Source organism: Citrifermentans bremense R1 (assembly GCF_000426865.1).
Lineage (GTDB): Bacteria > Desulfobacterota > Desulfuromonadia > Geobacterales > Geobacteraceae > Geomonas > Geomonas bremensis.
The window spans coordinates 326,665-338,663 of record NZ_AUGE01000002.1 but is presented as its reverse complement, the minus strand read 5'-3'; the positions used below and the strand labels follow the sequence as shown (position 1 = coordinate 338,663).

At 58.1% G+C, this 11,999-nt stretch carries 15 protein-coding genes; 11 read left to right on the top strand and 4 right to left on the bottom strand.

Going from position 1 to position 11,999, the window contains the following annotated elements; all coding sequences use genetic code 11:
- The first annotated feature begins 66 nt into the window (after positions 1 to 66).
- The 7 genes from K419_RS0103870 to K419_RS0103840 all read left to right on the top strand — a co-directional run bounded on the left by K419_RS0103870 (position 67) and on the right by K419_RS0103840 (position 6,094).
- Positions 67 to 795 carry an FkbM family methyltransferase gene (locus K419_RS0103870; protein ID WP_026840425.1) on the top strand — a complete coding sequence of 243 codons (729 nt, stop codon included), beginning with the start codon at positions 67 to 69 and terminating at the stop codon, positions 793 to 795.
- 25 nt (positions 796 to 820) lie between these two features.
- Positions 821 to 1,972: a glycosyltransferase gene (locus K419_RS0103865; RefSeq protein WP_026840424.1), complete on the top strand. Its 1,152-nt coding sequence runs from the start codon at positions 821 to 823 to the stop codon at positions 1,970 to 1,972.
- Positions 1,973 to 2,181: 209 nt separating this feature from the next.
- The gene (locus K419_RS0103860) at positions 2,182 to 2,592 is read left to right on the top strand and encodes a hemerythrin domain-containing protein (RefSeq protein WP_026840423.1); all 411 of its coding nucleotides are present in this window, start codon (positions 2,182 to 2,184) and stop codon (positions 2,590 to 2,592) included.
- Positions 2,593 to 2,841: 249 nt separating this feature from the next.
- Positions 2,842 to 3,225, top strand: a complete 384-nt coding sequence (locus K419_RS0103855) for a hypothetical protein (protein ID WP_026840422.1) — start codon at positions 2,842 to 2,844, stop codon at positions 3,223 to 3,225.
- Positions 3,209 to 4,645, top strand: coding sequence for a hypothetical protein (locus K419_RS21520; protein ID WP_035496839.1), 1,437 nt, complete (start codon positions 3,209 to 3,211; stop codon positions 4,643 to 4,645). The genes K419_RS0103855 and K419_RS21520 overlap by 17 nt, the downstream gene beginning before the upstream one ends.
- 141 nt (positions 4,646 to 4,786) lie before the next feature.
- Positions 4,787 to 5,551 carry an undecaprenyl-diphosphate phosphatase gene (locus tag K419_RS0103845; protein ID WP_026840421.1) on the top strand — a complete coding sequence of 255 codons (765 nt, stop codon included), beginning with the start codon at positions 4,787 to 4,789 and terminating at the stop codon, positions 5,549 to 5,551.
- 39 nt (positions 5,552 to 5,590) lie between these two features.
- A complete protein-coding gene (locus tag K419_RS0103840) occupies positions 5,591 to 6,094 on the top strand; it encodes a hypothetical protein (RefSeq protein WP_026840420.1) in 504 nt (167 codons plus the stop codon).
- 18 nt (positions 6,095 to 6,112) lie between these two features.
- Here K419_RS0103840 and K419_RS0103835 read toward each other — a convergent pair whose 3' ends face one another.
- Positions 6,113 to 6,325, bottom strand: a complete 213-nt coding sequence (locus tag K419_RS0103835; protein WP_226377620.1) for an AAA family ATPase — start codon at positions 6,323 to 6,325, stop codon at positions 6,113 to 6,115.
- Between K419_RS0103835 and K419_RS24405 the strand changes: the two genes are divergently transcribed.
- Positions 6,319 to 6,606 carry a choice-of-anchor J domain-containing protein gene (locus tag K419_RS24405; RefSeq protein WP_226377616.1) on the top strand — a complete coding sequence of 96 codons (288 nt, stop codon included), beginning with the start codon at positions 6,319 to 6,321 and terminating at the stop codon, positions 6,604 to 6,606. The two genes, K419_RS0103835 and K419_RS24405, sit on opposite strands and share 7 nt — an antisense overlap.
- A gap of 189 nt (positions 6,607 to 6,795) precedes the next feature.
- Positions 6,796 to 7,062, top strand: coding sequence for a DksA/TraR family C4-type zinc finger protein (locus K419_RS0103830; protein ID WP_026840418.1), 267 nt, complete (start codon positions 6,796 to 6,798; stop codon positions 7,060 to 7,062).
- Between the two features lie 3 nt (positions 7,063 to 7,065).
- Here K419_RS0103830 and K419_RS0103825 read toward each other — a convergent pair whose 3' ends face one another.
- Positions 7,066 to 8,946, bottom strand: coding sequence for a hypothetical protein (locus tag K419_RS0103825; RefSeq protein WP_026840417.1), 1,881 nt, complete (start codon positions 8,944 to 8,946; stop codon positions 7,066 to 7,068).
- 197 nt (positions 8,947 to 9,143) lie between these two features.
- Here K419_RS0103825 and K419_RS0103820 point away from each other — a divergent pair, with 197 nt between their 5' ends.
- Together K419_RS0103820 and K419_RS23440 are read left to right on the top strand one after the other, a co-directional pair.
- Positions 9,144 to 9,794 (top strand): hypothetical protein, encoded by a 651-nt coding sequence (locus K419_RS0103820; RefSeq protein WP_026840416.1) that lies wholly within the window; start codon positions 9,144 to 9,146, stop codon positions 9,792 to 9,794.
- Between the two features lie 139 nt (positions 9,795 to 9,933).
- Entirely contained in the window at positions 9,934 to 10,356 is a 423-nt protein-coding gene (locus K419_RS23440) for a hypothetical protein (RefSeq protein WP_156912171.1), read from the top strand.
- Between the two features lie 376 nt (positions 10,357 to 10,732).
- Here the strand turns inward: K419_RS23440 and K419_RS24400 are convergent, their stop codons facing one another.
- Entirely contained in the window at positions 10,733 to 10,879 is a 147-nt protein-coding gene (locus K419_RS24400) for a PEP-CTERM sorting domain-containing protein (RefSeq protein ID WP_084154103.1), read from the bottom strand.
- 124 nt (positions 10,880 to 11,003) lie between these two features.
- Positions 11,004 to 11,699, bottom strand: a complete 696-nt coding sequence (locus K419_RS24020) for a PEP-CTERM sorting domain-containing protein (protein ID WP_026840414.1) — start codon at positions 11,697 to 11,699, stop codon at positions 11,004 to 11,006.
- Positions 11,700 to 11,999 lie beyond the last annotated feature (300 nt).

Here is an 11,999-nt window from a genome sequence, read left to right as displayed (position 1 = left end):
GAGGCCTAGGGCGCCGAGGCGGGCGGTGAGGGACGAACCTCCTGATTCCGCCGCAAAGGAGACAATGTGGAGCTTCAGTTCTTGATCAAACGGTTCGCCAGGAAGCTGGGGGTCGACGTGCGCGCCTACCGCCCGGCGCGCTCCGAGGCCGCGCGTCTCGCGCGGATGTTGTCATGCCACAAGATAGACACGGTCTTGGATGTCGGCGCCAATACTGGGCAGTACGCCAGGCACCTGCGCTCCATAGGATATAGAGGAAGGATCGTCTGCTTCGAGCCTCTCCCGGCAGCCCATGCCGCCTTGACCCGCCTTGCCGAAAGCGACCCCGGCATAACGGTTGCCCCCCGGCAGGCGCTGGGGGATGCGACCGGGGAGGCCGCCATAAACGTCTCCGCCAATTCCGAGAGCAGTTCCATTTTGCGGGTGAACGAGGCGCACCTGAAGGCCGAGCCAAGGGTGAAACCGGTGGCGGTCGAGTCGGTGCCTCTCAACCGGCTGGACTTGGCTGCTGCCGGACATCTGTCGCCCGGCAACCGGGTCTTTTTGAAGGTCGATGTCCAGGGATACGAACTGCAGGTTCTGCGCGGGGCAGAGGGGATCATTCCGCTTCTGGAAGGGCTGCAACTCGAACTCTCCCTACACCCGTTGTATGAAGGGGAACCTCTGTTTCGCGAGGTGATGGGCGCAGTCGAGGCCCTGGGATTCGCCCTCCACGACTTGAACCCCTGCTTCTCCGACGACGCCACGGGGAGAACCTACCAAGTGGACGGAATCTTCTTCCGCTCCGACCAATAGCTCCCATGACAGCGCCCTTATTGCCATGAACATACTTTTCCTCATTGCCGTTGCGACCCTCATCCTCGTCTGCCTGGCGGGGCTTGAGGTCGTCACCGGAGCCCGCCGGGTCAGGGCCTTGCGGGAGACGGATCCCGGCACGGCGACGAAGCTGCCGCCCGTCTCCATCGTCGTTGCCGCCCGCAACGAAGAGCGCAACATCGGCGAGGCGCTGCAATCGCTTCTCGACCTCGACTACCCCGATTACGAACTGATCGTCGTCGACGACCGCTCCGAGGACGGCACCGGCGCCATCCTGGAAGAGATGTCCCGGGAGCGGGAGCGGCTTCGCGTGATCCGCGTCGAACACCTGCCGCAGGGATGGCTCGGCAAGAACCACGCCCTCTGGGTGGGAAGCCGTCAGGCCCGCGGCGAATACCTCCTCTTCACCGACGCCGACATCGTGATGGAGCCGACGGTGCTGACGAGGGGGGTGATCTTCATGCGAAAGCAGAGCCTGGACCACCTGGCGGCTACCCCCTCGCTGCGGATGCCGAGCCTTTTCCTCGACATGTTCGGCGCTTCCTTCATCATCTTCTTTTCCCTTTTTTCCCGTCCCTGGAAGGCGCGCGACCCCAAAAGCCGTTGCCATATCGGCATCGGCGCCTTCAACATGCTGCGCGCCGACGCCTACCGCAGCATCGGCGGGCACGAGGCGATTCGCCTGCGGCCGGACGACGACATCAAGCTCGGCAAGCTGATAAAAACGGCGGGGCTGCGGCAGGAAGCGGCCTATGCGCCGGAGTACCTTTTCGTCGAGTGGTACGCCTCGGTGGGGGAGGTGGTGCGGGGGTTGGAGAAAAACGCCTTCGCCGGCACCGATTACAGCGTCCCTCTGGTGCTGACCGGGGTTTTCGGGCAGAGTGTCTGCGGCATCTGGCCTTTCCTGGCCATCTTCGTCACCGGCGGCGCTGTGCAGGCTCTGTACCTCGCCACCGTGCTCGTTACGCTCGCGACCGTCGCCGACAGCGCCCGGTTCCACCGCTCCCACCCCTGGTACGCCATCGCCTATCCGATCACCTCCGCGCTCTTCGTCTACATCCTGATGCGCACCATGCTGCTGAACCTCTGGCAGGGGGGGATCTACTGGCGCGGCACCTTCTATCCTCTGCAGGAACTCAAGAAAAACCGCATCTAGGCGCGCTCCACCCGCTAAACTCCTCTGCTCCCCCCAGCTCCGGATGATCGATGCCTCTGCGCTTGTCCTCAGACATCGTTTACTTGACCTGCATCAAGTCCTCAAAACACGGCTGCGCCTATAGTTCATTCATAGAAACAAACACCGCATGTCCACTGCGGGAAGCGCCGGGTGCACGTGTGGAACGAAAGCTATGAGGAGAGGGGCAGATGGCGAGATTGATAGACGAGCTGAAAAGGGACCATATCGAAATCGATGCGATGCTGGCAAAGGTGAGGGACAGCAAGATCACCAACCAGGAGGCCCACAAGATCCTGATCGCGGCCAAGGGGAAACTCCTGGCCCACCTGAAGAAAGAAGACATTCAACTCTACCCGGTCCTGAACAGGCAGGCCGTAAACGACGCGGCGCTGAAGCGTTCGGTGGAGTTCTACGCCAAGGACATGCACGAGATCACCGCCGATGCCGTCGCCTTTTTCGACAAATACTCGCCGGCGGACTCCCCCATCGACATCGAGTTCGCCAAGGCGTTCGGCAGGCTGTACTCCATCCTCTCCAGAAGGCTGCGCAGCGAGGAGAGCACGCTTTACCCGGCTTACGAGAAGGTGCACCCGCTCTAAACGGAGGTTTCTCGCGGAATTCCGTGGAAAGCCGCTCTTAGTTCCCCCTCCCCGTGCGGGAGTGTGTCAAGGGGTGGGGGAGGGGGCCTTCGAAGCGGCGTCCCGGGCATGAACTGCAATATTTTCATGTATTTCGTCTTTGAACCTGTTATATTGCTCGCCGGTATTTCAGCCCCTAGGTGCATCCTGAAATACAACCTCTTGAGATGACGCGCGAGGTGCCGGAGCCTGCCTCGCCTGCAGGTGCGCATGGAGCAAAATCCTTCATTTTTGAAGCTTATGTCGGTAGCCCTGCTGATTGTGGGAGTTGCCCTTGTCGCTGGCCACAGGTCCGGCAACCCCCTCGAGCTGATGCAAAAACTCTCCACCCCCCGCTGCGGGGAGCAGGAGGTACTCCCGCCGGAGGCGCTCCTGGTCCTGGATTTCGTCCGGCAGCACCGGATTAGCTCCATTGCCCTGTCCAAGCCCGTCTCTGCGGACAGGTTCCTGACTCAGCCGATTACCGAAAGCATCTACCCTTCGCTGGTTCTGGAAAGGGGGGCGGTCTACGTTTCCTACGCGGGCGAACCCCTGCCCGAGGGGTGCAAGCCGGTAAGGGGCGCTGGGAGGATCAGCATTGCCGCTTGCCGTTAGCCTGATTTTTCCCTACCTCTTCGGACTGGGAGCCTTGCTGGCCCTGCTCTGCGGCAGCATCAGGGAGCAGGTGGGGGGCAGCGGGGACGCCGTCGCGCTTCAGCGCCTTGCCTGCTGCCTCATTTTCGGCATCGGGCTGAACCACTTCCTGGTGCTGCTCCTCTCCGACCTGAAGATTTCGCTCATTACGGGATGCTTTTTGTCCTGCGGCGCATTTCTCTTCCTTTTGCTGAGACACCCCGGGACCGTCAGGCAGCTCTGCAGCGCGCAACGGTTGGCGCTATGCGCCGCGTTTTATATCGCCTGCCTTTACGTCGTGCTGGGCGAGCCGGTGTCCGGGTGGGATGCCCGTTCCATCTGGTTCTTACATGGCAAGATGATCTTTTATAGCGGCTCGGTCGACGCCGGCAAGAATTGGCTGGTCCCGTCGCTTAGCTTTTCCCATCTCGACTATCCCAATCTCGTTCCCATAATTGCTGCCCAGGTCGCTCTGCTGGCCGGCTACTGGAACGAATACCTGCCAAAGCTCAGCCTGGTCGCGCTTCTATTGCCCGCGCTACTGCTCCTGCTCTCCTTGTTTTGGGGGAAATGGCGGCGCCTTCTCTTAATCGCCATCCCGTTGTTGTTTACCTGGCCGTGGCTTAAGAACGGCTACATGGACGGCTACCTTGCCCTTTATGCCGGCCTTGCCGCCTTCTACCTCGGCAGGTGGCTGGAGCGCTTCGACCGGCTAGACCTGGTCACCGGCTTGGTGGCCTGCGTCATCGTGCTTCAACTGAAAAACGAGGGGATGCTGTACGTCCCCATCGTCGCTGCCGTGGCGACCTTCTTCCTCTTGCTGAAACGGTCACGGCGTGACGGCAGGCCGGGTGCGGGAGATACCACCTCCCTCACCCCCGCCCCTCTCCCAAAGGGCGAGGGGAGACAAGCAGGGCCGCGTTTGCAGTGGGGGGAGGTGCGCGAAGGCCTCGTACTCGTTGCCTTTGCCTTTTCCGGCTGGGGGCTGTGGGAAAGGAAAAAACACCTTTTCAAGCTGAAAAACGATCTGAATCTGGGTCTGCAATCGCTGGATATGGTGCAGCAGCGCTTGTCAGATGGGTCGCTCGGCGTGATTTTGAAGTACCTCTACGTAGTGAACAACGTAAACCTTAGCCTCGGTATTTTGCTCCTGTCACTGGTCTGGAATCTCCGCAAGGGGAACCGCCCCGGGGTGGGAGCCTTGTTTTGCATGCTGGTGGGGGGGCTGTATTTCAGCGGCATCGTCGCCATCTACCTGGCCACCCCCCATGACCTCATCTCCTTCCACCTCCCCACAGGCGAGAGGACGATGCTTCCAGTGCATATCATCCTGCTCGCCGCGTCTTTGTCGTTGTTTACGGCGCTCCATTCTCCAGACGGGAGGTCGCAGCGCGACAGTTGAAGCACGACGCCCCGCCTGCCTTACCTGTTCCCTTGAACCCCCTAACCTTCCCAGGTCAACCCTCTCTTTACATGCCTCACCGTATGGGTTATTTTATGCGCCTCATTCTAAGCGACGCATAGGTAGGGGAGGGGAGCAGCAGTGGGCATATTTGAGGCGATAATTCTTGGCATCGTGGAGGGACTGAGCGAGTTCCTCCCTATTTCCTCCACCGGGCACCTGATCCTCGCCTCGGCGCTGATGAAGCTGCAGCAATCCGAGGCGCACAAGGTTTTCGAAGTCACCATCCAACTGGGCGCGATGCTGGCAGTGGTGCAGATCTACCGCAAGCAGCTCCTGGCCCGCCCCGAGCTGCTCAAGAAGGTCTGCTTCGCCTTCCTTCCTACCGGGGTCCTCGGTTACCTGCTCTACAAGGCGGTCAAGTCGTTCTTCCAACCCTCGCTGGTGAGCTACACGCTTATCGCCGGGGGGATCGCCTTCATCCTCATCGAACTCTGGATGAAAAACCGTCCCGCCTCCACCGCCAGCCTCGACCACATGAGCTATCGGCAGGCCTTCACCATCGGCCTCATTCAGAGCCTTTCCATGGTTCCCGGGGTCTCGCGCTCAGGCGCCACCATCATGGGCGGCCTTGTCATAGGGATGAACCGCAAGGACGCGGCGGAGTTCTCCTTCCTGCTCGCGCTCCCCACCATGCTCGCCGCCACCTGCTACGACATCTACAAGAACTACGCTGTCTTCCACATGGGGGACTGGCAGAACATCGCCGTCGGCTTCGTCACCTCGTTCGTCTTCGCCGTCATCGGGATCAAGGCGCTCTTGAAGATCATTACCAGCCACACCTTCATCCCGTTCGGCATCTACCGCATCGCCGTCGGCATCGTTTTCCTGATTTTCCTCACCTAGTCGCCCTTAAGGGCGCCGACCACCGAAAGGAACCGCTGCATGAAGATCCGCGTCTGCGTGAACGACCTGATGCAGAAGAACTACGTCTACTACCTGACCGAGCCCATGGGGGAGAATTTCGACCCCGAGTTCAAGCCCGATCTGACCCCGCAAGAGATGCTGGAGCTGGGGATCTTCGGCGGGAAGTATATGACCGACTGCACCGGTGAATTCCCCAGGGAGTGGTTGGAAAACGCGAGGCTCTGCCACGAGCGGCACGTGCCGGAGTACAACTTCTTCGGCGTCAACGCCTCGAAGCCGCTTTCCTACTGGCGGGAGAAGGGGTGGATCTACAGCGACGACCCGAGAGGATGGTTCCAGTGGTACTGCAGGTACTACATGGGGAGGAGATGCCCCGACGACAAGCGGCAGATCAAAAGGTGGAAGGCTATGGTGCGGCACATAGCGCAGATCAGGCATAACTGCCCGGAGGGGGTATTGACCTGCCGCAGGAAACAGCGCCAAGCCCTGCTGCATTGGGCCTACGACAGCCGAAGGATCTGATCCCGCCCGAGCTCAAACCTAAACAACTTTTCCTTCCTTGATGTACTCCCTCATTATTGCCGCCTCCTGGTTCGCGTACCGGTCATGGGAGTCGCGGACATCGGTCCTCTTGCCGAAGAGGGCGTCCGCCGCGTCGAAGAAAAGTATCCACTCCTTGTACTCCGCCTTGTCGAAGAGCGCTGAGAGGTTCTTCTCTGTCTCCCCGATGTATTTCGACACCACCCGTGACAGGTCGATCTGAGGTGGGCGAGCTGACCTTTTGGAGTTGGGAACAGACCGAGGGCGGAACCTTTTACGACAGGCGCCTCGTGTATATCTCTACCAACAATGGTGCTACCTGGACAAAGATATTCCAGTCCGCAGACAACACTTCATTATGGCACCAAGTCGCAGTGAGCCTCTCTGCCTATGCAGGAAGCACTGTAAAAATCAAATTTGTCCTCGATACCGTTGACAGTATAGCTAACAGCTATGGAGGCTGGTACATCGACGACGTAGTCGTTGCTCCATAACTAAAGAGCTGGAACAGGACCGTACACAGAAAACGGGGCAATCGTGCCCCGTTTTTTTGCGCCGCCTGTCAGCATGAAAGGAAATAAACCCAATCATTTTGAGCCGTAGGATATACTGGTTCACAGGTATGCTCAGTACTACCGGAGAGGTGGCAACGTTCATTTTCGCAAGCAAGAGGAATAAAGGTCATGGCAGTCGGTTGGTCCCGGGATGGGGCGGTGCAGGAACAAATAGATGCTACGGTGGAAGCCGCAGTCCAACTCGCTAAGAGCCGGCTCCCTGCCGGGGAAAGTCTAACCCATTGCGAGGAATGCGAGGCCGCCATACCTGAAGCGCGTCGCAAGGCTGTGCCGGGCGTACGCTATTGTGTCAGCTGCCAATCGGAAATCGAAAAGAGGCAGAAGGCGGAGTCGCTCTACAATCGTAGAGGCAGCAAGGACAGTCAGTTGAAGTAATTATTACGGCGTGCGCTGCTCTAGTTCCATATCCAACCGCTTCAACTGTTTCAGCTTGGTAGCAAGGTCCCTGTTCTCCGCATCAACCGCTTCCTTGGCGTTCGACAAGCTCCTGCTCTGGGTCTTCAGGTTCTCGGCCACATCTATCAGCTCCAGCAGCAGCTCGGCCTGGACGGCCCAACTGCTCCTGGGGAAGTCCCGCTTTAGCCGTTTCAACAACTGAATCCCCCTCTCGGATGCAGGCCTCTCCATGCTCGGATTCATCGAGAGCAGGGCCAGGCGGAAGAGCGCCTCATCGCTCACTCCTGGAACGTCGCGCTGATTGACGATGGCTCTAAGCCTCCTGGCGGCGCCTTGTGTGTCTTTGCGTTGGATGGCCCTGACCGCCTGATCCAACTGCCTCCCCATCATCTTTCTCCAGGACCATGCCTCGGTAGCCTGCTGGGTCGATTCTTTCATTTGAGGCATGGTCGGCTGCCTTCCCTCCTGGTACTGCATCGTGGCGCAGCCGCTTAACAGACTCACGGCCAGCACGGCTGCGACAAAAGGATAGGAGACCATGTCCCATCCGCTCCGAAAGGAATTCCCTGACCTTTTGCCCTTGAAGCTGTCCATGGCCCTGGCGATCTCCCCGGCAGCGGGCGCCTGACCCAAACCGCAAAGTATGGTCGAAATGGTAATTGTGGTGACCGACGCGGGGCGGTGGGGGCTCAATGGGTCGGCATCCTCTTCCGCCGCGCCGGGGTTCAGCAACGCCGGCACCTCGGTCTCGAAGCTCTCTATCACCATTTTGGAAAAGCTTTCAACCCTGTCCGGCGACACTGCGACGATGAAGCTGTCACCTCCGACATGGCCAAGGAAACCATCGGCGCAACCGTGCTCGATGGCGGCGCGGCGGAGCAGGTTGCCGGTCAGGTGCAGCAAATCCGCCGCCTTCCGGAATCCATGCTGAGCCACCACAACTTCCAAGGCGTTCATTCTTATATCGCACAAGGCACACCCCGTTCCCCTTTGCACCTGTTCTTCTATGAATATCTCGGTGGCCAGGTCTCCGGCATGCTGCTTCGACCCGAAGTTCAGGTTTTCGAGTTCGGCAAGTTTTTTGGTCATAGTGGTGACATCGTCAGCCAGATCGAGAATCTCCTCGTTCGCCTGTATTTGTGGAGGAAAAGAGAAGTCACCAGTCAAAGCTCGGTGGGTTGCCAGCTGCAACTTCCTGGTAGCGCTGAAAATGCGGTTGGTGACCCAGGGGGCAATCCAGGCGGTCAACAAGAAGCCGGAGCAGGCAATTATGATGGTCCACTTGATTGCGGACTTGCGCTGGAGTTCGGCTTGCTCTATCACGGTATGCAGTTTCGCCTGGCGCTTCACGTACACGCTGTTTATCGATTCGAGGAGTTGAGTCGCGGATGCGCGACGCAATGTCGGGTCTGCGGGGCTACCCACGAAAAGCCCCCGCGCCTCCTCCTGATAATTTCTGTAGTTCGTTTTCAACTGGGCGAGATCTTGAACCGGCCCTGTTTGCTCCAGGATGTTCAAGTTGGCGATGAACTCCCTTTCTGGGGTGCGGAACAGGTCGATAAAGGCGTGGTCTTTGAGGATGGCGTACTTCCCGGCATAACGCTCCTGCGCTTGCAACGATGCGCGCAGCTTTATCAGCGCGCTGATGGCGGGGAGGTCCGTATAGGTGATTTCGCGCGCGGTCTTGTAGATCGCGGAGAGATTGAGCGCCGAAAAAAAGAGCGCCAACATGGTGAAGGCTGCCATAGCGGCGTAGCCGGAACCTATCCTGGCTATCAGGAAGAAGCGGGATTTGCGCTTTGAAGAGCGCTGGTATGCATTCAACAGGGTATGAACAGCTTCTTTTTCCGCAGGATCGACCATGGCCGCCCTCCCATATTTGTCGCACCTACTTGCGCATTACCCCTTCTGCAGCGCAGTTGCCAGCGTGCTTTCAGGTATCGAAAAAATCGATGTCCGCGCCTTGACATGCCTCGGACGCTCTATACTCTTTACCAGATTATAAAATTCTAACCAGTCTAAAGGCTCAAGTAGCAAGAACCGGAGCGAAGGAGGTGGAGATGCCTAAAAGGGTTAGTCGCGATTATAGAAAAACTACTCCAGCGAAGTTCTTATCATTTTGTCAGAAGGTGAAGCGCTGTCTGACGGACAACCCGAACTACCCCGACTCGGTATGGGGGGGCAATGTGGCGGTCCGGCAGCAGCTTTTCGAGAAGGTGGACGCCATTGCGGTGTCGTACGGCTTGGCCAGTAATGGTGATCGGATCCTGATTCGCGAGCGGGACAGGCTGATGCAGGAGATAATGACTCTTTTAGATGAGGTCGCGCCGCTGCTGGAATCAGCATCGGTACGGAACCCCGATGCCCTTTTGACCACCGGATTCACCATCTCCCAGGAGCGCAGAACCCACAGTAGGACGCCAAAGCTACCCCTGACCTCTCCGACTGATTTTACCGTTGTCAACTCAGGGGACCCGAGGAGGGCAATCGGTAGCGCCACGGCAATGCCCGGCGCGCTCAACAATGAAATCCAGTTGAACAGGAAGGACCCCTCCTTGGAGGAAGACTGGTTCCACAAGGCGATCTTCCCGGATGCACGGAACATGGTCATGGACAACCTTGAACCTGGAAACACCTTCTTTCGAATGAGGCATCATGGACAGGATGGGCCTGGTCCCTGGTCTGCTGTCATGAGCGCGACCATCTCCTGAACCGCTCGCTAAAGTACCCGCCTGTACATCATCCTGGGGGTGCCACCATGGCACCCCCGATTCCCACCACCCATCAAGTCATCTTTTTGCCTTCGATTCCGTCGGTACTTCCCTTCTTATCCTTTTGCCAAGCCTGACTTTGTTTAGCCGTGAAAAGCAGTTAGAGTCTTATCCCCCCCATGACGAAACTCGTACCCGCGACTACGAAACTCGTACCCGCGACTACGAAACTCGTACCCGCGACTCCAAAACTCGTACCCGCGGCTCCGAAGCTCGTACCTTCGACTCCGAAGCTCGTACCTTCGACTCCAAAGCTCGTACCTTCGACTCCGAAGCTTGTACCTTCGACTCCGAAGCTCGTACCCACGACTATGAAGCTCGCACCCGCGACTACGAAGCTCGTACCCTCGACTGCGAAGCTCGTACCCGCGACTACAAAGCTCGTACCCGCGACTGCGAGGCTTGCACCCGCGACTACGAAGCTCGTACCCGCGACTACCAAGCTCGTACCCACGACTGCGAAGCTCGTACGCCCGCCTCGCGTAACCGTGCCACGAAGTAAGCGGGGTAGATTGTTGGTGTCTAAGTTAGTACTCGGTCAACGGACAGGAGGCTAAAGATGGATCTACTGAGACAAAAATCGTGGTCTCCTATTGCATCGGAGCAGCAATAGGAGTTCTTAGCTGGTTTGCCTTTGCCAGCGCCGACAGGCAGATCGGTATCACCACTGCTTTTGAATACAGCGCTGTACTTGCCGAAAAGCAGTTGCTCCCAATCTGCCGGGCAGAACCGCCTACTATGCCGAGAAGGCCAAGGGGGGACATATGGGTTCAAGAGGTCAGCGGCGCGAAGGGAAGCGGAGCTTGAGCGGGCAAACGACTGAAGGCTTCCATTTCTGGAAGCTCACTCAAACCGCTGTCGGGATTTGCCTGGAGGCGTTACTGCCGTACTCTCCGCCTGGCGAAGGCAAGCCCTGCCAGGCCGGCACCGAGAAGGATGATGGTGGAGGGTTCCGGTATCGGCGGCGTAGTATCCCCGGTTGTGAAACTTAAATTGTCGAACGCGCCGTAGGTAGGAAATTCCATGACCTGGACAGTAAAAAAGATGTCGGAAATGTTCGGTGCAGCAACAGTTAGGGTCGAGATCTGAAATGAAAAGGGCCGTGGCGTAATGCCGCGGCCCTTTTTTCTATGAAATGCCGGTTGGGTCTTATGCTGCCTTGCGCTTGCGCCACACAGCCAGCCCCGCGAGCCCTGCGCCTAGCAGAAGTATGGTAGACGGCTCGGGCACGGCCGGCGGAGCTTCTTCGTCGATATAGAAGTTGTCCATGCCGAAGCAGTCCACACGAGGCCCGGAGGTGAACCAGAACGCCTTGATGTCATCGAACTGCGGGCCGAGGAAGACCTGGGTAGCGGGGAAGCCCCAGTTTTCAGCGGGGAGCGTTTCGACGTAGCTGCTGGATACTCCGTCGGTAGAGGCGTGGATGTACGCCTGCTCGTTGCCTGTCGCCAAAGACCCGCCGACCTCGGTATTGCTTGTAAGTACGAAGTAATTCAAATCGAAAGCGGAACCGTCGAGCTTCGTTACCAGGATCTTCGTGAGGGTGCCGTAATCGCCGGTGGCCCAGTGACCGTGTATGACGTCGTTGCCGGCGTTATAGTAGTCACCGATGTAGGAGCTGAAGGAGGTGGCGGATTGGTCTATGAACCTCAGCCTGAATGCCCCTTCGTCGTAGTAGGCCACGTTGCTGAAGTTCAAGCTGTTGTTGGTGGTGCCGGTCGAGCCATCGGCCAATACCACCGTCCCGCCCGTAAAGTTGATCTGGACGGCTCCTGCAGGAACTGCGACAGCTAAAAGCGCTACAGACAGACACAATTTGACGATGATCTTGCTGGTAGCCTTCATAGCCTTCCTCCTGTTCCTTTGGATTTGACAACAAGTGGTAGGCAGCAAATATGGAGCCAAGCACTTAAACGCCTTGAATGTCTGTGTTAGGGCAAGTGCAGACAGCAGCATAATGTTAAGTTTATCGACGTTCTTTCAATAGGTTGTAAGATGCGCCGACAGATGCTGCTCATAGTGGGACATCTATGTCTGGGCGTTTAAGTCGTGCTGTTGCACCCTCAACAAAACTGGATAGTATTAAGACTTTTAAATAGTATGGGCTTTCAAATTGGGCCGTCGCTGGAATCAGCGCCAATTCGA